34 protein-coding genes are annotated in these 22,831 nt (G+C 31.9%); 3 read left to right on the top strand and 31 right to left on the bottom strand.

Annotated elements, in window-relative coordinates:
• The 6 genes from L8X24_RS04045 to infA all read right to left on the bottom strand — a co-directional run bounded on the left by L8X24_RS04045 (position 1) and on the right by infA (position 2,962).
• On the bottom strand, positions 1 to 1,014 hold the full coding sequence (locus L8X24_RS04045) for a DNA-directed RNA polymerase subunit alpha (RefSeq protein ID WP_263663730.1): 1,014 nt from the start codon (positions 1,012 to 1,014) through the stop codon (positions 1 to 3).
• Between the two features lie 14 nt (positions 1,015 to 1,028).
• Positions 1,029 to 1,655 carry a 30S ribosomal protein S4 gene (gene rpsD / locus L8X24_RS04040; protein WP_039617184.1) on the bottom strand — a complete coding sequence of 209 codons (627 nt, stop codon included), beginning with the start codon at positions 1,653 to 1,655 and terminating at the stop codon, positions 1,029 to 1,031.
• A 30-nt stretch (positions 1,656 to 1,685) separates the two neighbouring features.
• The gene (gene rpsK / locus L8X24_RS04035) at positions 1,686 to 2,078 is read right to left on the bottom strand and encodes a 30S ribosomal protein S11 (RefSeq protein WP_012660844.1); all 393 of its coding nucleotides are present in this window, start codon (positions 2,076 to 2,078) and stop codon (positions 1,686 to 1,688) included.
• A 9-nt stretch (positions 2,079 to 2,087) separates the two neighbouring features.
• Positions 2,088 to 2,453, bottom strand: a complete 366-nt coding sequence (gene rpsM / locus L8X24_RS04030) for a 30S ribosomal protein S13 (RefSeq protein WP_012660843.1) — start codon at positions 2,451 to 2,453, stop codon at positions 2,088 to 2,090.
• Between the two features lie 3 nt (positions 2,454 to 2,456).
• Positions 2,457 to 2,570 carry a 50S ribosomal protein L36 gene (rpmJ, locus tag L8X24_RS04025; RefSeq protein ID WP_002781429.1) on the bottom strand — a complete coding sequence of 38 codons (114 nt, stop codon included), beginning with the start codon at positions 2,568 to 2,570 and terminating at the stop codon, positions 2,457 to 2,459.
• A 173-nt stretch (positions 2,571 to 2,743) separates the two neighbouring features.
• Positions 2,744 to 2,962, bottom strand: coding sequence for a translation initiation factor IF-1 (gene infA, locus L8X24_RS04020; protein WP_012660842.1), 219 nt, complete (start codon positions 2,960 to 2,962; stop codon positions 2,744 to 2,746).
• 132 nt (positions 2,963 to 3,094) lie between these two features.
• Here infA and L8X24_RS04015 point away from each other — a divergent pair, with 132 nt between their 5' ends.
• From L8X24_RS04015 to L8X24_RS04005, 3 genes are read left to right on the top strand one after another with little or no spacing between them, the layout of a single operon-like run.
• Positions 3,095 to 4,384, top strand: a complete 1,290-nt coding sequence (locus L8X24_RS04015) for an MFS transporter (RefSeq protein WP_263663729.1) — start codon at positions 3,095 to 3,097, stop codon at positions 4,382 to 4,384.
• A gap of 53 nt (positions 4,385 to 4,437) precedes the next feature.
• Complete coding sequence (locus L8X24_RS04010; RefSeq protein ID WP_412175326.1) at positions 4,438 to 5,361, top strand: cytochrome-c peroxidase; 924 nt, start codon at positions 4,438 to 4,440, stop codon at positions 5,359 to 5,361.
• Positions 5,345 to 7,147, top strand: a complete 1,803-nt coding sequence (locus tag L8X24_RS04005) for a methyl-accepting chemotaxis protein (RefSeq protein WP_263663727.1) — start codon at positions 5,345 to 5,347, stop codon at positions 7,145 to 7,147. Before L8X24_RS04010 ends, L8X24_RS04005 begins: the two co-directional genes overlap by 17 nt.
• Before the next feature lie 16 nt (positions 7,148 to 7,163).
• On the opposite strand, the gene map is transcribed toward L8X24_RS04005, so the two are convergent.
• The 25 genes from map to rpsS all read right to left on the bottom strand — a co-directional run bounded on the left by map (position 7,164) and on the right by rpsS (position 22,831).
• Complete coding sequence (gene map, locus L8X24_RS04000) at positions 7,164 to 7,919, bottom strand: type I methionyl aminopeptidase (protein ID WP_263663726.1); 756 nt, start codon at positions 7,917 to 7,919, stop codon at positions 7,164 to 7,166.
• 90 nt (positions 7,920 to 8,009) lie between these two features.
• Positions 8,010 to 9,377: an L-serine ammonia-lyase gene (locus tag L8X24_RS03995; protein ID WP_263663725.1), complete on the bottom strand. Its 1,368-nt coding sequence runs from the start codon at positions 9,375 to 9,377 to the stop codon at positions 8,010 to 8,012.
• 11 nt (positions 9,378 to 9,388) lie between these two features.
• Entirely contained in the window at positions 9,389 to 10,672 is a 1,284-nt protein-coding gene (locus tag L8X24_RS03990) for an aromatic amino acid transport family protein (protein WP_412175141.1), read from the bottom strand.
• Between the two features lie 99 nt (positions 10,673 to 10,771).
• On the bottom strand, positions 10,772 to 11,800 hold the full coding sequence (locus L8X24_RS03985) for a tRNA-dihydrouridine synthase (protein WP_263663723.1): 1,029 nt from the start codon (positions 11,798 to 11,800) through the stop codon (positions 10,772 to 10,774).
• A gap of 226 nt (positions 11,801 to 12,026) precedes the next feature.
• Positions 12,027 to 12,578, bottom strand: a complete 552-nt coding sequence (locus L8X24_RS03980; RefSeq protein ID WP_263663722.1) for a ribonuclease HII — start codon at positions 12,576 to 12,578, stop codon at positions 12,027 to 12,029.
• The gene (locus tag L8X24_RS03975) at positions 12,578 to 13,051 is read right to left on the bottom strand and encodes a DNA-deoxyinosine glycosylase (protein WP_263663721.1); all 474 of its coding nucleotides are present in this window, start codon (positions 13,049 to 13,051) and stop codon (positions 12,578 to 12,580) included. The genes L8X24_RS03980 and L8X24_RS03975 overlap by 1 nt, the downstream gene beginning before the upstream one ends.
• 54 nt (positions 13,052 to 13,105) lie before the next feature.
• Positions 13,106 to 13,753 (bottom strand): ferritin family protein, encoded by a 648-nt coding sequence (locus L8X24_RS03970; protein ID WP_012660833.1) that lies wholly within the window; start codon positions 13,751 to 13,753, stop codon positions 13,106 to 13,108.
• Between the two features lie 83 nt (positions 13,754 to 13,836).
• The gene (locus L8X24_RS03965; RefSeq protein ID WP_256374651.1) at positions 13,837 to 14,868 is read right to left on the bottom strand and encodes a type II asparaginase; all 1,032 of its coding nucleotides are present in this window, start codon (positions 14,866 to 14,868) and stop codon (positions 13,837 to 13,839) included.
• 115 nt (positions 14,869 to 14,983) lie between these two features.
• Positions 14,984 to 15,724, bottom strand: a complete 741-nt coding sequence (gene murI, locus L8X24_RS03960; protein WP_263663720.1) for a glutamate racemase — start codon at positions 15,722 to 15,724, stop codon at positions 14,984 to 14,986.
• A gap of 41 nt (positions 15,725 to 15,765) precedes the next feature.
• On the bottom strand, positions 15,766 to 17,028 hold the full coding sequence (gene secY, locus L8X24_RS03955) for a preprotein translocase subunit SecY (protein WP_263663719.1): 1,263 nt from the start codon (positions 17,026 to 17,028) through the stop codon (positions 15,766 to 15,768).
• Positions 17,028 to 17,420, bottom strand: coding sequence for a 50S ribosomal protein L15 (gene rplO / locus L8X24_RS03950; protein WP_039617163.1), 393 nt, complete (start codon positions 17,418 to 17,420; stop codon positions 17,028 to 17,030). Before rplO ends, secY begins: the two co-directional genes overlap by 1 nt.
• Before the next feature lie 3 nt (positions 17,421 to 17,423).
• Positions 17,424 to 17,867, bottom strand: coding sequence for a 30S ribosomal protein S5 (rpsE, locus tag L8X24_RS03945; protein ID WP_039617161.1), 444 nt, complete (start codon positions 17,865 to 17,867; stop codon positions 17,424 to 17,426).
• Positions 17,868 to 17,883: 16 nt separating this feature from the next.
• Complete coding sequence (rplR, locus tag L8X24_RS03940) at positions 17,884 to 18,240, bottom strand: 50S ribosomal protein L18 (RefSeq protein ID WP_039617157.1); 357 nt, start codon at positions 18,238 to 18,240, stop codon at positions 17,884 to 17,886.
• Positions 18,241 to 18,249: 9 nt separating this feature from the next.
• The gene (rplF, locus tag L8X24_RS03935; protein WP_039617154.1) at positions 18,250 to 18,786 is read right to left on the bottom strand and encodes a 50S ribosomal protein L6; all 537 of its coding nucleotides are present in this window, start codon (positions 18,784 to 18,786) and stop codon (positions 18,250 to 18,252) included.
• 78 nt (positions 18,787 to 18,864) lie between these two features.
• Positions 18,865 to 19,260 carry a 30S ribosomal protein S8 gene (gene rpsH / locus L8X24_RS03930; protein WP_039617152.1) on the bottom strand — a complete coding sequence of 132 codons (396 nt, stop codon included), beginning with the start codon at positions 19,258 to 19,260 and terminating at the stop codon, positions 18,865 to 18,867.
• A 12-nt stretch (positions 19,261 to 19,272) separates the two neighbouring features.
• Positions 19,273 to 19,458 carry a type Z 30S ribosomal protein S14 gene (locus L8X24_RS03925; RefSeq protein ID WP_012660824.1) on the bottom strand — a complete coding sequence of 62 codons (186 nt, stop codon included), beginning with the start codon at positions 19,456 to 19,458 and terminating at the stop codon, positions 19,273 to 19,275.
• A gap of 1 nt (position 19,459) precedes the next feature.
• Positions 19,460 to 20,005, bottom strand: a complete 546-nt coding sequence (rplE, locus tag L8X24_RS03920) for a 50S ribosomal protein L5 (RefSeq protein ID WP_039617150.1) — start codon at positions 20,003 to 20,005, stop codon at positions 19,460 to 19,462.
• Between the two features lies 1 nt (position 20,006).
• Complete coding sequence (gene rplX / locus L8X24_RS03915; RefSeq protein WP_012660822.1) at positions 20,007 to 20,234, bottom strand: 50S ribosomal protein L24; 228 nt, start codon at positions 20,232 to 20,234, stop codon at positions 20,007 to 20,009.
• Positions 20,234 to 20,602 (bottom strand): 50S ribosomal protein L14, encoded by a 369-nt coding sequence (gene rplN / locus L8X24_RS03910; protein WP_012660821.1) that lies wholly within the window; start codon positions 20,600 to 20,602, stop codon positions 20,234 to 20,236. The genes rplX and rplN overlap by 1 nt, the downstream gene beginning before the upstream one ends.
• Positions 20,602 to 20,853, bottom strand: coding sequence for a 30S ribosomal protein S17 (gene rpsQ, locus L8X24_RS03905; protein WP_039617148.1), 252 nt, complete (start codon positions 20,851 to 20,853; stop codon positions 20,602 to 20,604). Before rpsQ ends, rplN begins: the two co-directional genes overlap by 1 nt.
• Positions 20,854 to 20,862: 9 nt before the next feature.
• On the bottom strand, positions 20,863 to 21,048 hold the full coding sequence (gene rpmC, locus L8X24_RS03900) for a 50S ribosomal protein L29 (RefSeq protein ID WP_012660819.1): 186 nt from the start codon (positions 21,046 to 21,048) through the stop codon (positions 20,863 to 20,865).
• Positions 21,035 to 21,460: a 50S ribosomal protein L16 gene (gene rplP / locus L8X24_RS03895; protein WP_012660818.1), complete on the bottom strand. Its 426-nt coding sequence runs from the start codon at positions 21,458 to 21,460 to the stop codon at positions 21,035 to 21,037. The genes rpmC and rplP overlap by 14 nt, the downstream gene beginning before the upstream one ends.
• Positions 21,461 to 21,462: 2 nt before the next feature.
• Positions 21,463 to 22,164 (bottom strand): 30S ribosomal protein S3, encoded by a 702-nt coding sequence (gene rpsC, locus L8X24_RS03890; protein WP_039617145.1) that lies wholly within the window; start codon positions 22,162 to 22,164, stop codon positions 21,463 to 21,465.
• 1 nt (position 22,165) lies between these two features.
• Complete coding sequence (rplV, locus tag L8X24_RS03885; RefSeq protein WP_039617143.1) at positions 22,166 to 22,540, bottom strand: 50S ribosomal protein L22; 375 nt, start codon at positions 22,538 to 22,540, stop codon at positions 22,166 to 22,168.
• Positions 22,541 to 22,549: 9 nt separating this feature from the next.
• Entirely contained in the window at positions 22,550 to 22,831 is a 282-nt protein-coding gene (rpsS, locus tag L8X24_RS03880; protein ID WP_039617142.1) for a 30S ribosomal protein S19, read from the bottom strand.

Raw genomic sequence — 22,831 nt, 5'->3', positions numbered from 1 at the left:
TTATCCTTCATTTTGTGCTTTTAATTCTGTAATTTTTCTTTTTAGCGTTTCTTTTGCACTATCACTGAGTTTTGAATTTCCTATAGGAAAACCTATAGATTCCATCACACTTTTAATCTCATCTAAAGATTTTTTACCTAGATTTTTTAAATCTGCAAGTTCGCCTACACTCATTAAAGCAAGCTCACCGATATAAACCACATTTGCTTTTTCTAGGCAATTAAAGCTTCTTGCACTTAAATTTAACTCAGTTATATTTTGAAGTAATTTTACATGTTCTACTTCATTATTTTGTGTTTGGCTTCTTACAACGCTTTGAGCATTAGTGATTTTATCAAACACTGATAATTGTTTATACATTGCTTCTAAAGCATTTTTAAAAGCATCACTTGGTGAAATTTGACCATCAGTTGTGATTGTGAAAACAACTTTTTCATAATCTGGGTTATCTTCAAAAAGCACTTTTTCTATATCATAAACTGCATGTTTTACCGGAGTAAAGAATGCATCAAGTGCTATAAATTCAGGATCTAAGAAATTTTGCACTTCTTCAGAAGGTACATAACCTATACCCTTTTCAATGATTAAGGTAAATTCTAAATCTGCATCTTCATTGATCGTTGCAAGATAGCTATCTGCGTTCACAACCTCAACAACATCGTTATCTAAGTCTTTTCCGCAAATTTCTTTTGGTCCTTTAAAACTAAAAGTTATAACTTCTTTTTCAGAATCTGTTTTTAGTTTAAATCTTAATTTTTTTAGATTGATAATAAACAATGCTACATCTTCAAGCATACCACGCATACTATCAAATTCATGTGCTACGCCTTTGATTTTAACTCCTGTTGGGGCAAAACCTACTGTGCTTGAATAAAGCAAACGACGCAAAGGATGCGCCAAAGTAATAGCATAGCCAATTTCAAAAGGCCATGCGCTTACTTTTGCTACTGTATCACTGATATTTTCAATACTAAACTCTGTCGGTGTATAAGCAGAAGTTGTAATATGTCTCATATCAAAAACCTTTATTATTTAGAGTACAACTCAACGATATATCTTTCCTCAACTGGAATGATAACTTCTTCTCTTTCAGGTTTTCTTGTAAAAATTCCAAATCTTTTATCTTTTTCTACATCAACCCAAGCAACTATACCAGTTTGAGCAGTAAGTTCGATCGCTCTTGAAATTTGAGGATTGTTTTTGCTTTTTTCAATCACTTCAATTTTTTGACCTGCTTCTACTCTATAACTAGGAATATCCACTCTTTTACCATTTACTAAAATATGTCCATGAGTTACAAGTTGTCTAGCAAAACGGCGTGTTGTAGCAAAACCCATTCTATAAACAACATTATCAAGTCTTTGTTCTAAAAGCTGGATTAAAAGCGCACCGGTGTTGCCATCTTTTCTAGCAGCTTCGCTAAATAATCTTCTAAATTGTTTTTCGCTAACTCCATACATAAACTTAGCTTTTTGTTTTTCTCTTAATTGAAGTCCGTATTCGCTGATTTTAGCTTTTCTTTGTCCATGCTGACCTGGTGCGTAAGGGCGTTTATCTAAAGCACTTTTACCTGCTAATCTTCTTTCGCCTTTCATTGCCAAGCTTACGCCAAGTCGTCTTTCTAATTTCTCTACTGGTCCTCTATATCTTGCCATTATAATTCTCCTAAATCTTATATCTTATTCTTAGACACGACGACGTTTTGGTGGTCTACAACCATTATGAGCTAATGGGGTAATATCTTTTAAGAAAGTTACTTTAATACCTTCCATAGCACCTACACTCTTAACCGCTGTCTCACGACCACTTCCTGGTCCTTGTACTTTAATACCTACTTCTTTAATACCATGTTCTTTTGCTTTATTTAAAGCATCTTCTACTGCTTGTTGTGCTGCATAAGGAGTTGATTTTTTAGAACCTTTAAATCCTAAACCACCTGCACTACTCCAAGCGATAGCATTTCCCATTTCATCAGTTACAGTAACCATAGTATTATTAAATGTTGCACTGATATAAACTATACCTTTAGCTATATTTTTTTTAACTACTTTTTTCTTAACTACTTTTCTTTTTGCCATTTTCTATCCTTATGATTTTGCACCAACGGTTTTTCTCTTACCTTTTCTAGTTCTGGCATTTGTTTTTGTTTTTTGACCACGAACCGGTAAGCCTTTTCTATGTCTTAAGCCTCTAAAGCTTCCTAGATCCATTAATGCTTTGATATCCATAGCAACTTGTTTTCTAAGATCACCCTCAACCATATAGTTTTCTTGAATTTCTTTACGGATAGCTGCTGCTTCATCTTCACTTAGTTCATGAACTCTTTTATCATAAGAAATTCCTGTTTTATCTAAGATTTTTCTTGAAGTATGCAAACCTATACCATAAATATAAGTCAAACCATATTCAATTCTTTTTTTCTTTGGTAAATCCACACCTGCAATACGAGCCATAAATTATCCTTGTCTTTGTTTGTGTTTTGGATTTTCGCAAATAATGCGAACTACGCCTTTACGACGAACTACTTTGCATTTGTCACACATCTTTTTAACAGATGGTCTAACTTTCATGCTTTACTCCTGTTATTGTAAATTCCACTTTTTTACAACTGCACCAGGTTTTTAGAACAACCAACTATTTTCAAAATAAGTGGTGATTTTGAAAATACTTCTTCATACAGTTTTATTGCAATTTCTGCAAAAGTGCTAATTATACTTTACTTTTGCTTTTAAACAACTTAGACTTATTTGTATCTAAATGTAATACGACCCTTATCAAGGCTATAAGGTGTTAGTTCCACTTTAACTCTATCGCCAGGCATAATCCTAATATAATGCATACGCATCTTACCTGCAATATGGCAAAGTATCACATGTTTATTATCTAATTCAACTTTAAAAGTTGCATTAGGTAAAGCTTCGATTACATTACCATCAATTTCGATAATATCATCTTTTGCCAATGCTTTTCTCCTTTCTACAAAATACAAAACTATTATTTTATCACAATTTTTCTTGTTAAATTTTTAATATTTTTTACAAACTACGGCATTTTTTATTATAATTATCAAAACACTATAAAAGAAAGTATTTAAATGTTAAAAAGTTTAAAAAGAAAAGATTATAAAACACTTTCCTTATCTTCTTTGGGAGGAGCTTTAGAATTTTATGATTTTGTGATTTTTGTCTTTTTTGCTAATTATATTTCAAGAAATTTTTTTCCAAGCGATATGAGTGATTTTTGGAAACTTTTAAATACTTATGGAACCTTTGCAGCAGGATATTTAGCTAGGCCGCTTGGTGGTATAGTTATGGCGCATTTTGGTGATAAATTTGGCCGTAAAAAAATGTTTATGCTAAGCATATTACTCATGGTGCTTCCAACTTTTTCTTTAGCTTTTATACCTACTTTTGAAAGCATAGGTTATCTAGCTCCGGTATTTTTACTACTTGTTAGAATAGCTCAAGGTGTAGCTATAGGCGGAGAATTACCTGGTGCTTGGGTATTTGTAAAAGAACATACGCCTGATGGGAAAGATGGTTTTTGTGTTAGCGCTATTAATGCTTCTATGGCTTTTGGAATTCTTTTAGGATGTGCTGTTGCATTGGTAATTAATCATTGTTTTGAGCAAGAGTCAATTTATGATTATGCTTGGCGTATTCCTTTTGCTATTGGTGGATTTTTTGGCATTATTTCTATATATCTTAGAAAATTTCTAGAAGAAACACCGATTTTTCAAAAAATGCATCAAGAAAATAATTTAGAAAAATTTCCGCTAAAGACACTTTTTAAAGAAAAAAATATTTTTTTAGACATCATCGCCTCTATGCTTTTAACATGGATGCTTACAGCTTGCGTGATCATACTCATTTTACTTATGCCAAATTTTATACCTGAGGTTTTGGTTCTTGATAAAACAGATGCTATTTTAATACAAATGATTGCGATAATAATTTTATCTTGTGGAACCTTGCTTGCTGGAATTTGGGTAGATAAATTTGGCTTTTTAATCACTAGTTTGATATTTACAATAGGTTTTAGTCTTTCTTGCTTTTTTTATTTTTATTTTTTCTATGCTCAAATTTTACATTTAAGTATATATTTTTATTTTATTGCATGTTTTTTTGGTGGTATTAATGCCTTAGCGCCTATTTTAATGTGTAAAATTTTTAAACCAAGTATTCGCTTTAGTGGAATTTCTTTTTCTTATAATATAGCCTATGCTATAGCAGGTGGTTTTACACCTCAGCTTGTATTTATGTTGCATTCTTTAGCTATAAGACCTGAGAATCCTTTTGTTTATGGAATTTTTATTTATATTTTATTTTTATCATTTATAACACTTCTAACCACTGTATTTACTTATAAAAGATTAAGATTTTAGTGCTATAATTAATAAAAATTATTAACTAAAAATTTATAAAATAAAGGAAAATGATTATGAAAACTTTTATTATTTTAATATTTTCTTTACTACCACTTTTAGCACTTGAAATGATTACCCCTTTGCCTGAAAGCGTTCCTTATGATAAAGAAAAAGCTATCTTAGGCAAAAAGCTTTACATGGATACAAGTTTATCAAAAGATATAAAAGTATCTTGTAATACTTGTCATGATATTACAAAATTTGGAGTTGATAATAAAACCTTTTCAACAGGTATTAATGGCATAATAGACGAACCATTTCATACACCTACAAATTTCAATGCTGTTTTTAATCTATCTCAATTTTGGAGAGGCAATGCAAAAGACTTACAAGATCAAGCCAAACATCCTTTATTAAATCCCAAAGAAATGGGTTTAAAAGATGAAAATGAAGTAGTACAAATTGTAAAAGCTAACCCAATTTATGAAAAAGAATTTAAAAAACTTTATGGAGAAATTAGCTTTGAAAATATAACACACGCTTTAGCTGAGTTTCAAAAAACCTTACTCACTCCAAATTCTCCTTTTGATCGCTACTTAAAAGGTGATAAAAATGCAATAAGCGAGCAAGTAAAAAGAGGTTATAATGCTTTTTTATCAAATGGTTGTATAGCATGCCATCAAGGTCAAAATATAGGTGGCAATATGTATCAAAAAATGGGAGTATTTGTGCCTTATGATAATGGAACAAACTGGAAAGGGCGCTATGAGATTACCCAAGATCCTCATGATCAATTTGTAGTAAAAGTGCCAAGCCTTAGAAATATAGCCAAAACTGCTCCTTATTTTCATGATGGCTCCATGCCAACACTTGATGCTTGTGTGCAATTTATGGCTTACTATCAACTTGGTAAATTTTTAGAACAAGATGTGGTTGATGATATAGTTGCTTTTTTAAATTCTTTAACAGGAGAATACCATGACCCACTCAAATAAAAAATCTTTTTCTTTTTTAAAACAATTCATCACTTTGTCTATAGTGGTTTTGGTATTACTTTTAACTTTGACTTTATTTATCTTTAATACCTACAACACCACAAAGAGAAATTCACTCATCATGGGTTCTTTTCAAAAATTAGAAATTCTAGATACCAAAATAGATGAGATTTTTAAAAACAAACTCAATTTGCAAAATTATGACACTAGTGTTGCTTTAATACAAGATTTTGAAAATACTTTAACAATTTTAAAAGCCAATAAAATAGACACGAAAAAAATACAAACGATTTTTGAGAAAAAAAATGCTCAATTACAGCATTTTAAATCAGCTAATTCTATTGCTATAAATTCAAAACTTTATCTTTATGAAATTCAACAAGAAATCATTAAACAAACAAACAAGCTAGCACTTACTACTCAAGAAGCTAGACAAATAGAATCTATCGGGGATATATTAAGCATCATAGGAACTATGGATATACTAGAACCTTTAGCACAAAATCGTCTCCAAAGTTTAGTAGCAAATTTAAACACAAAAGATCCACAGCTTCCACAAGAATTATTTGAACTTTTTAGCACACATTGTAAAATGATACTAAGTCAGATTAAAATTTTAAAAGATAATTCTCAAAGTTTTCTTGATCAAGAATTACAAAAAGAAATCATATCTCATAAAAATTTCATTGCTCAAGAAATTAATCTTAACAACAAATACAATCTTTACACCGCTATAGGAATTTTCTTATTCACCTTAGCTGTATTGATTTTCTTCATACTTTTAACATTAAAAAAAGTAATCATACCTATATCTTTACTTGAAAAACTAAGTGCAAACTTAGCTGGCGAGCATGCGAATTTAAGTGCAAGATTAGATATTGATAAAAAAAGTGAATTGGCCACAAGTGCTGGCTATATAAACTCTTTTATACAAATAGTGCAAAATTCGGTTTTAGAAGCTATACAAACTGCAAATTCAAGTCACAAAAGCTCACAAAAGCTTTCTCAAAATGCTGAAGTTTTACAGCAAAGCTCACTTTTACAACATGAACAAATTTCTAATGTCCATGAAATAAGTTCTATCTTAGAAAGTCATATAGACTTAACACAAAATTTAGCTAAAAACACTATAAATGATATGCATGGTATGCAAGAAGTAATGGCTAAAGTTGAGCTTACACTTAAAGAATTAGTAGAGCTTATATTATTAAGCGGCGAAAAAGAACAAAGTGTTTTAAGCGCTATGGATATGCTAGTACAAAGTGCTGATAGCATAGTAGAAGTTACTACAACCATAAAAGACATAGCCGATCAAACCAATTTGCTTGCACTAAATGCAGCTATTGAAGCAGCGCGTGCAGGTGAACACGGACGTGGCTTTGCTGTAGTTGCTGATGAAGTTAGAAATCTAGCAGATAAAACCACAAAATCTTTAGTTGCTATAGAAACTACTGTAAGAACTATAGTGCAACAAATCAATGACAATAAAAGTTTGATGGATGGAATTCATCAGTCCATGAATGATACCTCTAACAAAGCTAATATCTTACAAGGTGAGGTTGGAACTTCTATAGAAAAATTAAAAACAAGTATCCATTCTACTAAAATCATGGAAGAAAAAAGCGATGAATCAAAAGCTAAAATGAATGAGTTAGAACAAAACATAGAAAAAGTAACTGAGCTTGCAAATTGTGTTAAAAACTACTCCCTTGATTTAACGCAAATTTCACAAGATGTTTTAGAAAATGCTTCCAAACTTTCAGAAAAATTAAAAACATTCGAGTAAGAAAGATTAAACTTTCTTACTTAGATAAAATATCTGCCTTACCATTTATAATAGCAACACAATGCTCATAATGAGCCGCATTTAAACCATCTTTACTTCCTGCTTCCCAATTACCTTTTAAATGCACCGGTGTACCATCTTTTTGACATACCATAGGCTCTATGCAAAATACCATGCCATTTTTTATTTTAGGGCCACTTTTTGCACTAGCACCTGGTTCTAAATAATTTGGAATTTCAGGCTCACCGTGTGGCTTTTTGCCTATACCATGACCACAATAACCCTTCAAAGGCACAAAACCTCTTTTAGTAATAAACTCACCAAGCTCACAAGAAAGTTCTTTAAAACGCATACCCTCTTTGATAATATCTATAGCATAATACAAAGCATCTTTAGCGCAAGCAATTAATGCTTCATCAGTAGCTGAAATTTTACCTATAGGTATAGTCCTTGCTGCATCTCCATAATATCCATCTATGCAAGTACCCACATCAAGACCTAAAATATCACCTTCTTTTAAAATACGCTCATCACCTACACCATGAATGCAAGCTTGATTAAGCGAGATGCAAATACTGCCTGGAAAACCATACAAACCTTTAAAAGATGGTTTTGCACCATGATCAAGTATAAATTCTTCCGCTTTAATATCAATTTCTTTTAAACTCATACCTGGAACTATAATACCCTCTAGATAATCAAGCGTTCTAGCTACAAGTTCATTTGCTTTGCGTAGTTTTTCTATTTCTGCTGGTTTTTTGATTTCTATCATTTATATTTTCCTTAAAATTTTTAAAAATTTAGCATTTATGCGCTTTTAAAAGCTTTAAGGAAAAAACCTTAAGTTCTAAAACTTAAGGTTTTAACATACACTTGTAAGATTAGTAGCTAAGCCACCTAAAGAAGTTTCTTTGTATTTTGAGTTCATATCCTTGCCAGTTTCATACATGGTTTTTATAACATCATCAAGGCTTACTTTTGGAGTTGATTTTCTACTCATTGCCATTCTAGCAGCTGAAATAGCTTTGATCGCCCCAAAGGCGTTTCTTTCTATACAAGGAATTTGCACCAAACCACTTACCGGATCACAAGTTAATCCTAAATGATGTTCCATTGCAATTTCAGCAGCATTACAAGCTATCTTTGCATCAAAACCCATCACAGTAGCCATAGCTCCTGCTGCCATAGAACTTGCACTACCAATTTCAGCTTGACAGCCAGCTTCAGCACCACTTATGCTTGCATTTTTCTTATAAAAAGAGCCTATTAACATAGCAGTTAGTAAAAAATTAATAGCCTTTTCATCATTAAAACCAACCGTATGGTTTTTAAGATAAAGCATTACAGCAGGCACAACAGCACAAGCTCCATTGGTTGGAGCAGTTACTACTCTAGCTCCACTTGCATTTTCCTCTGCAATAGCAATAGCATACAAAGAAATAAAATCAATAATCCCCAAAGGATCGCTTGTCATAGCCAAACGCTCATTAAGCCCTTTAGCACGGCGCTTTAAGTGCAAATTTCCTGGAAGAAAATCTGAACTTGGATGAATACCATTATAATAAACTTCTTGCATTACTTCCCAAATTTCTAAACAATAAGCTCTAATTTCTTCTTTGGTATGAAATTGAAGCTCATATTCATAAGAAAGTTTTGCTAGATCCCATGATTTTTCTTCACAAATTTTTAAAGCATCACTTGCATTGTTAACATCAAGTTCTAATTTAGTATGTTTTTGCTCACAAGCTCCATCTTTGTGTTTTTGAAGCTCAGCTTCACTCATAACAAAACCACCACCCACTGAATAATAAATTTCTTCAGCAATGATTTCTCCATTTTCATCATAAGCGCTTACTTTTAACCCATTTTCATGTAAAGGTAAAAAGTCTTTTTCGAAAATCAAATCTTTATCATAATCAAAATTTAATTCTTTTTGAGCATTTAAAACCAAAATTTTATCTTGTAAAATTTTATTAAACACACGATCTTGCAAAGCAGCGTTGAGTTCTTTTGCTCTTAAGCCACTCAAACCCCATATAATAGCCTTATCACTTAAATGGCCTTTACCAGTAAGTGATAAAGAGCCATAAAGTCTGATTTGAATTTTTGTAATTTGTGTGATTTTATCTTTAATCTTTTCACAAAACATATTACCCGCTAGCATTGGTCCTAAGGTATGAGAAGATGAAGGACCAACACCAACTTTAAATATACTTAAATTACTACTCATTCACTAACACCTTAAAAAGTATAAATTACAGTAATAATTGTCAAAATACCTGTGATAAATACAAATGCATCTAAAGCTTTATTTTGGAATTTTTTCATTTTAGATACAGTATAAATTGCAATCATAGGCATTAAGAATAAGATTGCAGCAATAATTGGACCACCTAAGCTTTCAATAAAACCTAAAATGCTTGGATTTACATAAGCAGTAATTAACATAACAATATACATTACTAAAGTAGAATAAACTGCGATTTTTTTCAAATCAGGGTTTTCATTACCTGCTAATTTGCAACATTTTCTAACTATACCATAAGCACCTTCTCTAGCACCAAAATAATGCCCAAAGAACGAACTAGAAATTGCTAAAAATGCGATTAATGGACCACCATAAGAAATAAATGGATTATCAAGCTTATTAGCAAAATAAGAAAGCACAGGTATGTTTTGCGCTCTAGCTTCAGCAAGTTCAGCTGGAGTTAAAGAAAGCACACAAGATACCACAAAAAACATAACAAAAGCAAGCAACATTACAGAGGTTCTAAGTAAAATTTGATTTGCTTTTTGTACCGAATTTTCAGGATATTCTCTTTTTACACTTAGAGAAAAAGTAGAAATAGCCGGTGAGTGATTAAACGAAAACACTAAAACTGGTAAAGTTAGCCACACTATAGTGATAAATTCTTTCGTACCAGGAATAGCACTAAAACTTTCAAATGACCATTGTGGAATAAGATATAAAGAAAATAAAAACAAAATAGCACATAAAGGATATACAAGCCATTCACATACTTTAGTGATTAATTCTTCACTAAAAAGCATAATAAGCATAAAAATACTTACCAAAACAAAAGCAAAAACTGCTCTATAAAAAGGAAGTAAATTAGCTATAGTTTTTCCTTGCTCATTAACACTTGTTTGATACATAGCACTAATTGCACTTGCAAAAGAACCATTTGGATCTAAAAGTGGTAAGAATTGATTATAAATAAAACTCTCAAAAGTATTAGTTATACCTACACAATATGCTAAACAAATTGGGAAAATTGCAAAGAAATAAAGCACAGAAATAAAAATACTTACTTTTCTACCAAAATACTCTTCAGCCGCATGAGTAATGTCTTTATCATTACCATTTGCTTGACACACAAAACGACTTAAGGCTCTATGGCTTAAATACACCATTGGAAAAATAATCAAAGCCATCACAACAACTGGCCAAAAACCACCAACACCTGCCTTAATAGGTAAAAATAAAATCCCCGCACCAACTGCAGTCCCAAAAAGAGAAAGCATCCAACGCGTATCAAAAGAATTCCACTTAAGATTATCCACATTTTCTCCTTGTAAAAAATAATAAAAAAAGCTTTTACTTAAAAAACTTTTTGTATTATTTTACAAATATGCTCTAGTATAATTTGGCATAATTTTTTCTCTTTCATTTAAAGCAACTGCGGCTTCATTTGCAAAATTTGGATTTCTTAGTAATTTTCTACCATAACAAACCAAATCACACACCCCACCCAAAAGCAAAGCCTCGCCTTCACTAGCACTATTTATAAGACCTACACAAGATATAGGAATTTTAGTAGCTTCTTTTAAGGCCTTAGCATAAGGAGCTTGATAAAGTGGTGCTATGTTTGGCACCAAAGAAGGTTTATTGATATTTCCTCCTGCTGAAACATCTAGCATATCAACGCCTAATTTTTCTAAAATCAAGGCAAGTTTTTTACTATCTTCTAAATTCCAACCACCTTCTTGCCATTCCGTAGCTGAAATTCTTACAAATAAAGCAATATCAACTTCTTTTTTTATGCGCTTAGTAATATCACACAAAAGACGTATTCTATTTTCAAAACTACCACCATATTCATCATCTCTTTGATTTGATAAAGGCGATAAAAACGAACTAAGCAAATATCCATGAGCACTATGAAGCTCTACTGCGTCATAACCTGCTTCTTTAGCTCTTTTAGCACTTTGAATAAATTCTTGCTCAATTTGTAAAATTTCATCTTTGCTTAAAACATGAAGTTTGGAAAATTTTTCACTAAAAGCTATATTGCTTGGGGCTTTTGATATGGCTTCTTTACACGAATTTTTACGGCCACTGTGATTTAGCTGAATGGCAATTTTAGCACCAAAATGATGACAAAGCTCAACAAGCTCTTTATGTCCTTGAATTTGAAAATCTCCCCAAAGACCAATATCATTATCAGCTATTTTTGCATTTTCATTAATCGCACAAGCTTGAACTATGATAAGCCCAACACCACCCAAAGCTCTGGCTCCATAATGTATCAGGTGAAATTGATTCATCTTACCATCTAAAACTTGTGTTTCATACATATCCATAGGGGGCATTACAATGCGATTTTTTACATAAAAATTTCCAATCTTTAGCTCGCTTAAAAGTAAAGACATAATACCCCTTGAAATATTTTTATATTACTATAATAGAAAAAAATTAATTTTTCTTAAAATACATTGTATTTTTAATTGATATTGTAAATTTTAATAATTAATTATCAAAAAAATATTTTTTGAATATATTTTTTTATCTTAATAATAATATTTCAAATGTTAATTTTTCTATTTTTTGTCAAAGAAAATGAAAATTTAAAATAAAAAAGTGTAAAAACCACACATTTTAATCGAATAAGCTTTTCTCAAAACACTTTAGCATAAAGCTTTTGCGGTGCAAGGGCGAATAACCAAATGCTTTAATTTTTTCTATATGAGCTTTTGTACCATAACCTTTGTGTTTATCAAAATCATAATGATTATATAATTTAGAAAAATAACACATTTTTTGATCACGACTTACCTTGGCTAATATACTAGCTGCTGAAACTTCTTGTACTTTCATATCAGCTTTAATCATGGTTTTTATACCTAAAACCCCATAATTTAAATTTCCATCATATAAAATCTCATCTTGATTAAAGTGTTTTTTTATGATTTTTAAAGCTAATTGCAAACACTGACTAAGTCCTAAAGTATCAATCTGCAAAGGCGAAAAAGCAAGGATTAAAAAATTTGAGTTAGAAAGAATTTGCTCATATAATTCTTCTCTTTTTTTTGCGCTTAATTTTTTAGAATCAGCCAAACCATCAATATTTTTTAAAAGCTTGCAAGCTCCTATGTGCATATCTCCAGCCAAAGCCCCGCGTCCAGCCTCATCTACTCCAACTAAAGCCATTATCTTTCCTTTATAATGCTATATTTTTCTACTAAATTTTCTAAAGAATAATTCATATTAGCAGGTGAACTTGAAGGGAGTTCAAAAAATTCTTGTTCAGGATAAAATTTAGCAAAATATTTACTTGCAACTTTACCTAATACACAAATTTTTTCTATATTTGCCTTATCTAAAATAATATTTATATCATTTGCTTTAGCATAAGAAATAGTTTTATCATCTGAATTTTTTATCTTACAACTTGCTATAACATCCCAAAGTGCTATATGATTTGCTTTTAAAAAAGCTTTTTGAACTTGTACTGTTTTTAACTCACACTCAAATAATATTTCAAAAATACGCCAAAAACGATTTTTGCTATGTTGATAATAAAAATTTTCTTCTCTTGATTTAATAGATGGGAAAGAGCCTAGTATTAAAACTTTTGAGTTTTCATCAAAAAAAGGTTTGAAAGGATGAGTTAGAATTTGCATATTAGACCTTGATAAAAATAAAATATTTTATCATTTTTATCAAGGTTTTTAAAATTATCCTAAAAATTCGCGTTTGAAGTATTCTTTTGGAGCTTTACATAAAGGACAGGCATTTGGTGCTTTTTTACCACGGTGTATATGCCCACAAACTTCACAAACCCATAATTCTTCTACTTCTGAATTAAAGAAATCTTCTTCTTCAAGCATTTTTTTAAGCGCTAGATATTCTCTTTCATGTTCAATTTCTACTTTGCCTATAGCTGTAAATAATCTTGCTATATTTCTTTTGCCCTCATCTTCTGCGATTTTTGCAAAATTTGGATACATAGTAGTATGCTCATAGTTTTCGCCCTCTGCTGCGCAGATTAAATTTTTAGCAGTTTCTTCTAAAGCTTTACCATCTACTAATTCATGATAAGCTTTAAATTCAGCTCTTGCGTGCCATTTTTCATTTTCTGCAGCTTCTCTAAAATGTTTTGCAATAGCATGCCAACCTTCTTCTTGAGCAATATCTGCAAATAAATCATATTTATTTCTTGCCATAGATTCGCCAGCAAAAGCTTTCATTAAATTTACAGCTGTTAAATCTTTAGTAATACACTCCATTTCTTGACCACAGCAACTAAGCTTTCCACCACCTACATTTTGTACTTCTACTTCATTGCCACATTTTTGGCATTTATAACTTTCATATTGTTTCATTTAATATCCTTGTGATTAATTAAGTAAGATTTTTATTGAAAAATCCACCCAAATGTTATTTTAGCATTTGGGTGTTAAAGGTTTTAGTATTTTAAGAAATATTCTTGGATTTTCTTAGGATCGCTTGTTTTAGTTAGAGCAAGCATTAATAATACTCTAGCTTTTTGAGGACTCATATCACCTGTATCAATAAAACCAAGTTTTGCATCAGCATCACTTACTGCAACTCTACCAGCTACTACGCGTGAGCTTACCGCTACATTAAGACCCTTTTTAAGCAACTCTTTTAACACATCTTTTTGATAATCATGAATACTACCAGCACCTGTTCCAGCTACAACTATACCTTTAGTTCCATTTTCAAACAAAGCTTTTGCTGCAACACCGCTACCATCATTTGCATAACTATAAAGAATATCTACTTTTGGCAATTCTTTTAGTTTGCTAACATCAAATGGAGATTTTTTGGTGTGTAATTTTGTATTAGTATTATAGAAAAATGCTTTTCCATCTACTATATAACCCATATCACCCATATCTGGTGAGCTAAATGCATTTACATTTAAACTATGAGTTTTCATAACGCCTCTAGCACTTTGAATTCTATCATTCATAGCCACCATTACGCCTTTATTTTTTGCTTGAGGATTTGCTGCTAATGCTACAGCGTTGTAAAGATTTTTAGGACCATCTGCACTAATTGCAGTTGATGGGCGCATTGCACCAACCAAAACAACAGGCTTGTCGCTTTTTACGGTTAAATTTAGGAAATATGCAGTTTCTTCCATAGTATCAGTACCATGAGTAATTACAACTCCATCTACATCAGATTTTAAAAGTCTATTAACTTCTTTAGCAAGTTTTAGCCAAATTTCATTTGTCATATCTTTGCTATCAATATTAGCAATTTGATCTCCGCTAATTACTGCCAAATCTTGAATTTGAGGCACTGCCTTAATCAAAGCATCAACCCCCAAAACTCCAGCTGTATAACCTGTAGTAGCTACTGAACTATCAATCGAACCAGCGATGGTTCCACCTGTAGCTAAAATCGCAACTTTTGGTTTTGCTTCCAAAATTCCTGCTCCTAAACTTAGTGCCATAGCTGCACACATTAACATTTTTTTCATGTTAGTCCTTTCATTAGAAATGATAAAGATTATAATGCAACTATGTTTAAATAAAAATAAATTATAAATATAAAAAATACTTTAGTAAATAACCATTAATTTAAAGCCATAAATTTGCAATTTTTTTTAGTTTTTCTACATCACTTGAAGCATAAAATTCAATATTAGCTTCTTCTTGGATTGATGTTAAGTTAAATTCTTGCTGTAATTGCAAAGCTATAGCTTCACCTGAATGAATAAGTTTTGTGTTTTTACCAAAATACTCTTCCAAAGAATGGGCGATTAAGGGAAAATGTGTGCATGCTAAGATTAAAGCATTAGGATGAAATTTGAGCTTATTAAAATAATACTCAAAAGCAGCTTTTAAAAAATCTCCTTGAAAAATCCCTTCTTCAACCATAGGTACAAAAAGCCCAGTTGCTTTTTCTTCCACTTTTAAAAAACCTTCTTTAATTAAAGCTTGTTTATAAGCGTGAGAATCCACAGTAGCTTGTGTTGCAATGACTAATATATTAGAGTTTTTATCTTCTAAAGAGTTTTTAACCGCTAAAACTCCTGCTTCTATAACCCCAAGAACCGGAAATGGTGCATTTGCTTTTAGAATTTCTAAAGCATGCGCACTAACTGTATTGCACGCAATGATAAGCATATCTACTTTTTTTTCTTTGAAAAATTCTAAAGCTTCTAGAGAAAATTTAATGATGGTTTCTTTATCTTTAACCCCATAAGGCACTCTTGCAGTATCCCCATAGTAGATATATTCTTTAAAAAGTTTTGCTTGAAGTAAAGATTTTAAAACACTAAGCCCGCCTACACCGCTATCAAAAACGCCTAGTCTCATCAAAATCCTTTAAAAAGGAAGAAAGTAGAAAATCTACTTTCTTATAAGCCTACTGCACTTAAAGTTTGGTATTTATTCATATAAATTTGGGCTTCAATTTTTCTCATTGTATCAAGTGCTACTTGAACTACAATCAAAACAGAAGTTCCACCAAAATAAAAAGGCACACCAAACAACTTCACAATAAGCCATGGTAATGTAGCTACAAGCCCTAAATAAATAGAACCTGACAAGGTAAGTCTTGACGCTACTTCATTAAGATAATTTGCAGTTCCTTCACCTGGTCTAATACCTGGTATGAAACCACCTTGTCTTTTAAGATTTTCAGCTATATCTTTCGCATTAAATACAATTGATGCATAAAAATACGCAAAGAAAATAACAAGTAAGAATGTTAAAATATGAAAGAAAAATCCATTTGGATTTAAAAAGTCATAAATTTTTAACACATATTCATTTGTACTTGTTTGTAAAATAGTACTTGGAAACATCAAAATCGCACTTGCAAAAATAGGAGGAATAACACCACTTAAGTTGATCTTAATAGGTATATAGTTCATAATGCGTTTGTTTTGATTTTGCATGATTACTTTTCTTGAGTAAGAAATAGGAATTCTTCTTTCTCCAAGTTCTACTACTATAATAGCCCAAATAGTAAGTAAAATTACAACTAAAATGGCAATGATAGTCAAGAAATTCATCTCACCTGTATTTACCAAATTTACTGTTCCACTAATTGCACCTGGAATTGTAGAAACAATACCACCAAAGATAATTAAAGAAATACCATTTCCTATACCGCGTTGAGTGATTTGCTCACCTATCCACATCAAAAGCATGGTACCTGCAAGCATAGAAATAGCAGAAAGTGCGATAAAAGTATTCATATCAATCATAATGGCTGATTGACCTGCTTTTCCATGAAGACTTTGTAAGCCTATAGAAACGCCTATACTTTGTATCAAAGTGATAGCTATAGTAGCATAACGGATAATTTGCATATATTTTTGCATACCATCGCGTTCTTTTTTCATTTTTCCTATGTTAGGAAAAGTTGCCGCTAAAAGCTCCATAATAATCGAAGCAGTAATATAAGGCATAATGCCTAGAGAGATGATGCTAAGTCTTTCAGCAGCACCTCCACTAAACATATTAAACAAGCCTAATGCATTAGATGCATTAGAATCAAAAAATTCCTTGATAACACTGACATTAACCCCCGGAACTGGAACATAAGCTAATATTCTATAAGCGAATAAAAAAGCTAATGTTATGAGAATTTTATTTGTCAATGTTTTATTCATTATTTTTGTCCGCTAAAAGTAATCTTCTCGTCTTTAATTTTACTAGCAAGATCTTTAGCGCTTGCTCCAATAAGCTTAACTTTATTTACATTTTTTGAAAGCTTATGAATGCTATTGATTGTTTCAAATGTAATTTCGCTAAGCTCTTTGATTGCTGTGATTTTTTCAACATTAATCACATAAGGTTTTTCAAATTTAGAAGTAAAGCCTACCTTTGGTAAACGTCTTTGAAGTGGTTGTTGACCCCCTTCAAAACCTCTTTTTTCATTATAACCTTTTCTAGCAGTTTGGCCTTTTCCACCTTTAGTAGAAGTTTTACCCATACCACTACCTTGACCACGGCCTATTCTTTTGGTTTTATGTGTTGAACCTGGTGCTTTTGTTAAATTCATTGATTATCCTTTAAGCATTGTAAGTGCTTTGATAGTAGCACGCACAACATTTGCTGAATTATTTGAACCTAAAGACTTAGTTAAAATGTCTTTAATACCTGCAAGTTCCACGATAGGACGTGTTGAACCACCTGCAATAACCCCTGTACCTTCGCTTGCTGGTTTAAGTAAAATTCTACTTGCGTTGTATTTTACTTCTACATCATGAGGGATAGTTGAACCTTTTGTTTTAACTTCAACAATGTTTTTAAAAGCATCATCAACTGCTTTTCTTATAGCATCTGGAACTTCTTTAGCTTTTCCATAGCCCACACCAACTAAACCTTTTCTATTTCCAACGATAACTAAAGCAGTAAATCTAAATCTTCTACCACCTTTAACAACCTTAGTAACCCTGCCGATATCGACGATTACTTCTTCAAATTCTTCTCTATTATATTTTTCCATCGATCTTCCTTTTGGGTTATAGTTTGATTCCGTTTTCTCTTAGTGCTTCAGCTAAAGCTGCAATCACACCATGGTATAAATAACCATTTCTATCAAACACTGCTTCTTCTATGTTTTTAGCTTTTAAAACTTTTGCAAATTCAGCTGCTATTTTTTTAGCGCCTTCTTTATTTGCTTTAACACCAATTTTTCTTCCATCTACTGCTGCTAAAGTTACTGCTTTAACGTCATCGATAGCTTGGATATATAAAGTTCTGTTTGATTTGAAAACAGAAACTCTTGGAAGAGCTTGTGTTCCTGAAATTTTTGCTCTAATTCTTTTTTTTCTTTTAATTCTTAAAGATATTTTTCTTTTTAATACATTTGCTCTCATATTCTATCCTTACTTCTTAGATGTCTTACCAGCTTTGCGGATAATACGCTCATCTGAATATTTAACACCTTTTCCTTTGTAAGGCTCAGGTGGTCTAAATTCACGAATTTGAGCAGCAACTTGACCTACCACTTGTTTATCACTACCTTTGATAATAACATTGTTTTTATCAACAGTAATTTCTATGCCTTCTGGAATAGCATAGTTGATAGGATGAGAAAAACCTAAAGCAAGTTCAAGAACTTTACCTTTTAACGCAGCTTTATAACCAACACCGTTGATTTCTAAAGTTTTGCTAAAACCATCAGTTAAACCGATGATGATGTTTTGAGCTAAAGCTCTATAAGTTCCCCAATAAGCTCTACTTTGTCTATCTTCACCTTTAGGAGAGAAAAGAATTTGTCCTTCTTTAATCTCAACATTAACATTTGCTTTTGTATCAAGCTCTTTTGCTAAATTTCCTTTTTTGAATTTTAGCAAGTTACCTTCTAATTTTACTTCTACTCCACTTGGAATAGCAACTGGTTGTTTACCTATACGAGACATTCATTTTTCCTTTTTACTTGTCTACGATATGACTACTTTATAAGAATGGATACCGAATACCATAAAAAGTAGAAACTCTTACCAAATAGTACATAAAACTTCGCCGCCAACGCCCGCTTTGTAAGCTTCGTCGTTAGCTAAAACACCTTTTGAAGTGCTTACTACGATAGTACCATAACCGTTTTTAAATCTTTTGATCTCATCTTTGCCTTTATAAACACGACGACCAGGTTTAGAAATACGCTTAACTTCGTTAATTACGCTTTTACCTTTTTCATCGTATTTTAAAACTACATTGATGAATTTCTTTTTATCCTCTTCAATAACATTAAAGCTTTCAATATAGCCTTTAGCTTGGAAAATTCCAAGTAAAGCTTCGATAACTTTAGAATGCAAAAGTTGAGTAGTTTCTAATCTTCTCATCCCTGCATTTCTAATTCTTGTTAGTGAATCTGAAATTAAATCATTTATCATGGTTCTTTCCTCTTACCAACTTGCTTTTTTAAGACCAGGAATTAAACCTTCATTTGCCATTTTTCTTAAGCAAACTCTACAAATTCCAAAATCTCTATAAACTGAATGTGGTCTTCCACAAATTTGGCATCTAGTATACCCTCTAACGCTAAATTTAGGTTTGCGGGCAGCTTTTGCAATCATTGATTTTTTAGCCATATTACTTTCCTTTTGCAAATGGCACGCCAAATAATTCTAATAATTTTTGTGCCTCTTTATCTGATTTTGCTGTTGTAACGATAGAAATGTTCATACCATGAGTTCTTAAGATTTTATCATATTCAACTTCTGGGAACATTAACTGCTCATCTAAACCAAAGTTATAGTTTCCTCTTCCATCAAAACCATCTCTTGGAAGACCTCTAAAGTCTTTAACACGAGGAAGAGCTATAGTAATAAGCTTATCTAAGAAAGCATACATATTGTCTTTTCTTAATGTTACCATTACACCTACTGGGAAGCCTTCTCTCACTTTAAAACCAGCAACTGATTTTTTAGCTTTTGTGATAACTGCTTTTTGTCCAGCGATCAATGAAATAGTATCTGCAACATTTTGTAATACTTTTTGATCTTTTGCTAATTCCCCAGCACCTACACTGATTACAACTTTTTCAATAAAAGGAATAAGCATAGGATTTTTGATATCAAATTCTTTTACTAAAGCAGGTTTGATATTTTGATCATATTTTTCTTTCAATCTCATCATCTTATTCTCCTGCCTTTGCTACATTTGAAATATCCATTGGCATTTCTTTATTGATAAAACCGCCGTTTGGATTTTTATCACTTGGCTTAACAGCTTTTTTAGCGATTTTACAACCCTCAACAATTACTTTATTTGTTTTAGGAAATACTGCTAAAACTTTACCTGTTTTACCTTTGTCATCGCCTGCGATAACTTTTACCATATCATTCTTTTTAATTTTTAATTTCATTACAACACCTCCGGTGCTAGTGAAACAATTTTCATAAAGCCACCATATCTTACTTCACGACCTACTGGTCCAAAAATACGCGTTCCGATAGGCTCTCTTTTAGCATCAAGAATAACTGCCGCATTTTCATCAAAACGAATTAAAGAACCATTATCTCTATGAATTTCTTTTTTAGTTCTAACGATAACTGCTTTTACTACTTGACCTTTTTTAACTTTACCATTTGGTAGAGCTTTTTTTACAGATGCAACGATTACATCACCAACAGTAGCGTATCTTCTTTTACTACCACCTAAAACCTTAATACACATTAATTCTTTTGCACCGCTATTATCAGCAACTGCAAGCCTAGTAAAACTTTGAATCATTACTCAACTCCTGCTGATACTATAGTTTTTAAGCGAAATGATTTTCTCTTAGAAAGTGGTCTACATTCAATAGCAACTACAGTATTTCCCACTTTAAGCTCATTTCTTTCATCATGAATTAAATATTTTTTAAAGCGTTTTACGATTTTTCTGTATTTTGGGTGAACCACTTTTCTTTCAACCAAAATTGTTGCTGTTTTATCTCCAGCAATTTGAACAACAACGCCTTGAATTTCTCTTTTAAATGCCATTTTCTATCCTTATTTTAAAGCGCTAATTGCAGTATTGATTCTAGCGATGTCTTTTTTAACTTCGCTAATCTCTTTAGGATTAGTTAGCTGCATTGTTTTTAGCTTTTGTCTTAAAGTAAATAAAAGCACCTTTTTTTCTTTTAGCATTGTTGCAAGCTCACCTGCTGTTTTATCTTTAATCTCAGTATATTTCATTTTGGCTCTCTCTTGTAACAAACTTAGTTTTAAATGGCAATTTGTGCATCGCTAAAGTTAAAGCTTGTCTTGCCATTTCTTCATTAACCCCTGCCATTTCATAAATGATACGACCTGGTTTAATGTTCATTACCCATTCCTCAACTGCACCTTTACCTTTACCCATACGAGTTTCTAAAGGTTTTTTAGTTAGAGGTTTATCTGGGAAAACTCTAATCCAAGTTTTACCTTGTCTTTTTACAAAACGAGTTAAAGCAATACGAGCTGCTTCGATTTGACGTGAATTGATACGGCCAGCTTCAGTTGCTTTTAGGGCAAAATCACCAAAAGTAAATTCAGTCCCTCTGTTGGCATAACCTCTGTTACGCCCTTTCATCATTTTACGATATTTTGTTCTTTTTGGCATTAACATGATTATTTACCTCTTCTTGCTCTTCTAGTTTTTTTAGCTGGAGCGTTTTCTTCGGTTTTTTCAGGTTGAACACCCTTTTGTAAAACTTCACCTTTGAAGATCCATACTTTAATACCTATGTTTCCATAAGTAGTATGTGCTTCTGCAAAACCATAATCGATTTTTGCTCTTAAAGTATGAAGTGGAACACGACCTTCTAAGTACCATTCAGTTCTTGCCATTTCAGCACCACCTAAACGGCCTGAAACTGAAACTTTAATCCCTTTAGCACCTGCTTTTTGCGCTCCTTGAATTACTTTTTTCATTGCTCTTCTAAAAGCAATTCTTTTTTCAAGTTGAGTAGCAACACTTTCAGCTGCAAGCTGAGCTGAAGCACCTGCTTTTCTTTCTTCTTTGATATTGATATTAACTTCTTTTTTGATTAAATCTTGAAGTTCTTTTCTTAAAATATCAACATCACTACCTTTTTTACCAATAATAATCCCTGGTCTTGCAGCTACAACAGTTACTCTTAATTTTTTCGCTGTTCTTTCTACAAGAATTTGGCTAATTCCTGCATAATAAAGTTTTCTTTTTAAAAAAGTTCTGATTTTATAATCTTCACCAATATTTTCTGCTAAATTAGCTTTTGTAGGAAACCATCTTGATTCCCAATTTCTATTAATTCCTAGTCTTAAACCAATCGGATTTACTTTTTGTCCCATATTAGCTTTCCTTTTTCACTGATGCTTTTTTAGCTTTTGTAGTTTTTTCAGCACTTGCTTCTACTTTACTAACTTCTACCAAAATGTGTGAAGTTGGCTTTCTAATACGACTAGCACTTCCTCTAGCTCTTGGTCTAAATCTTTTTAAAACCGCACCAGCATCAACACGACAACTTGAAACAACAACTTCATTTGCTTCAAATCCGCCATTTGCTACAGCACTTGAAATAGCATTTGCTATAAATTTAGCACCTTTATTTGGCATAAATTTCAAACTAGCTAATGCAAGCTCTGCATTCATACCTTGAACTTCTCTAGCAATCAATCTCGCTTTAGTTGGAGATAATCTTATGAATTTAATTAACGCTCTACTCATAAATCTCCCTTACTTACCTATTTTTTTCTGAACAGAGCCTTTGTGACCCTTGAATGTTCTAGTAGGTGCAAATTCACCTAATTTGTAACCGATATGATTTTCAGTAACATATACTGGGATAAAGCTTTTTCCATTATGAACATTAAAAGTTAAACCTATCATATCAGGTATAATAGTGCTGCGTCTTGACCAAGTTTTAATTGGCTTACCATCGTTAGCTTTTTTAGCAGCGATGACTTTTTTCATTACATGGTCATCAACAAAAGGACCTTTTTTTAGTGACCTAGCCAT

Source organism: Campylobacter sp. CNRCH_2015_0814, from assembly GCF_025772765.1.
In the GTDB taxonomy this organism is placed as follows: Bacteria; Campylobacterota; Campylobacteria; order Campylobacterales; family Campylobacteraceae; genus Campylobacter_D.
Note: the sequence above shows the minus strand (reverse complement) of the source record. Positions and strands in the feature narration are given on the sequence as shown.

Excerpts from the sequence above, each read along its gene's own strand:
- rpsE (WP_039617161.1), bottom strand. The coding sequence starts at position 17,867 with ATGGAAAAATATAATAGAGAAGAATTTGAAGAAGTAATCGTCGATATC.
- rpsQ (WP_039617148.1), bottom strand. The coding sequence starts at position 20,853 with ATGGCATTTAAAAGAGAAATTCAAGGCGTTGTTGTTCAAATTGCTGGA.
- rplN (WP_012660821.1), bottom strand. The coding sequence starts at position 20,602 with ATGATTCAAAGTTTTACTAGGCTTGCAGTTGCTGATAATAGCGGTGCA.
- rpsM (WP_012660843.1), bottom strand. The coding sequence starts at position 2,453 with ATGGCTCGTATTGCAGGTGTGGATTTACCAAAGAAAAAAAGAATTGAA.
- L8X24_RS04005 (WP_263663727.1), top strand. The coding sequence starts at position 5,345 with ATGACCCACTCAAATAAAAAATCTTTTTCTTTTTTAAAACAATTCATC.
- L8X24_RS04045 (WP_263663730.1), bottom strand. The coding sequence starts at position 1,014 with ATGAGACATATTACAACTTCTGCTTATACACCGACAGAGTTTAGTATT.
- map (WP_263663726.1), bottom strand. The coding sequence starts at position 7,919 with ATGATAGAAATCAAAAAACCAGCAGAAATAGAAAAACTACGCAAAGCA.
- rpmC (WP_012660819.1), bottom strand. The coding sequence starts at position 21,048 with ATGAAATATACTGAGATTAAAGATAAAACAGCAGGTGAGCTTGCAACA.
- L8X24_RS03995 (WP_263663725.1), bottom strand. The coding sequence starts at position 9,377 with ATGAGTAGTAATTTAAGTATATTTAAAGTTGGTGTTGGTCCTTCATCT.
- L8X24_RS03975 (WP_263663721.1), bottom strand. The coding sequence starts at position 13,051 with ATGCAAATTCTAACTCATCCTTTCAAACCTTTTTTTGATGAAAACTCA.
- rpsS (WP_039617142.1), bottom strand. The coding sequence starts at position 22,831 with ATGGCTAGGTCACTAAAAAAAGGTCCTTTTGTTGATGACCATGTAATG.
- rplX (WP_012660822.1), bottom strand. The coding sequence starts at position 20,234 with ATGAAATTAAAAATTAAAAAGAATGATATGGTAAAAGTTATCGCAGGC.
- rpsC (WP_039617145.1), bottom strand. The coding sequence starts at position 22,164 with ATGGGACAAAAAGTAAATCCGATTGGTTTAAGACTAGGAATTAATAGA.
- secY (WP_263663719.1), bottom strand. The coding sequence starts at position 17,028 with ATGAATAAAACATTGACAAATAAAATTCTCATAACATTAGCTTTTTTA.
- rpsD (WP_039617184.1), bottom strand. The coding sequence starts at position 1,655 with ATGGCAAGATATAGAGGACCAGTAGAGAAATTAGAAAGACGACTTGGC.
- rplV (WP_039617143.1), bottom strand. The coding sequence starts at position 22,540 with ATGAGTAGAGCGTTAATTAAATTCATAAGATTATCTCCAACTAAAGCG.
- L8X24_RS03985 (WP_263663723.1), bottom strand. The coding sequence starts at position 11,800 with ATGTCTTTACTTTTAAGCGAGCTAAAGATTGGAAATTTTTATGTAAAA.
- murI (WP_263663720.1), bottom strand. The coding sequence starts at position 15,724 with ATGAGACTAGGCGTTTTTGATAGCGGTGTAGGCGGGCTTAGTGTTTTA.
- L8X24_RS03965 (WP_256374651.1), bottom strand. The coding sequence starts at position 14,868 with ATGTGTGCAGCTATGGCACTAAGTTTAGGAGCAGGAATTTTGGAAGCA.
- rpsH (WP_039617152.1), bottom strand. The coding sequence starts at position 19,260 with ATGATAAATGATTTAATTTCAGATTCACTAACAAGAATTAGAAATGCA.
- rplE (WP_039617150.1), bottom strand. The coding sequence starts at position 20,005 with ATGATGAGATTGAAAGAAAAATATGATCAAAATATCAAACCTGCTTTA.
- L8X24_RS03925 (WP_012660824.1), bottom strand. The coding sequence starts at position 19,458 with ATGGCTAAAAAATCAATGATTGCAAAAGCTGCCCGCAAACCTAAATTT.
- L8X24_RS03970 (WP_012660833.1), bottom strand. The coding sequence starts at position 13,753 with ATGAAACAATATGAAAGTTATAAATGCCAAAAATGTGGCAATGAAGTA.
- L8X24_RS03980 (WP_263663722.1), bottom strand. The coding sequence starts at position 12,578 with ATGGCTTTAGTTGGAGTAGATGAGGCTGGACGCGGGGCTTTGGCTGGA.
- rplO (WP_039617163.1), bottom strand. The coding sequence starts at position 17,420 with ATGAATTTAACAAAAGCACCAGGTTCAACACATAAAACCAAAAGAATA.
- rpsK (WP_012660844.1), bottom strand. The coding sequence starts at position 2,078 with ATGGCAAAAAGAAAAGTAGTTAAGAAAAAAGTAGTTAAAAAAAATATA.
- rplF (WP_039617154.1), bottom strand. The coding sequence starts at position 18,786 with ATGTCTCGTATAGGTAAACAACCAGTTGCTATTCCAAGTGGAGTAGAA.
- L8X24_RS04015 (WP_263663729.1), top strand. The coding sequence starts at position 3,095 with ATGTTAAAAAGTTTAAAAAGAAAAGATTATAAAACACTTTCCTTATCT.
- rplP (WP_012660818.1), bottom strand. The coding sequence starts at position 21,460 with ATGTTAATGCCAAAAAGAACAAAATATCGTAAAATGATGAAAGGGCGT.
- rpmJ (WP_002781429.1), bottom strand. The coding sequence starts at position 2,570 with ATGAAAGTTAGACCATCTGTTAAAAAGATGTGTGACAAATGCAAAGTA.
- rplR (WP_039617157.1), bottom strand. The coding sequence starts at position 18,240 with ATGAGAGCAAATGTATTAAAAAGAAAAATATCTTTAAGAATTAAAAGA.
- L8X24_RS03990 (WP_412175141.1), bottom strand. The coding sequence starts at position 10,672 with ATGCTTTCTCTTTTTGGGACTGCAGTTGGTGCGGGGATTTTATTTTTA.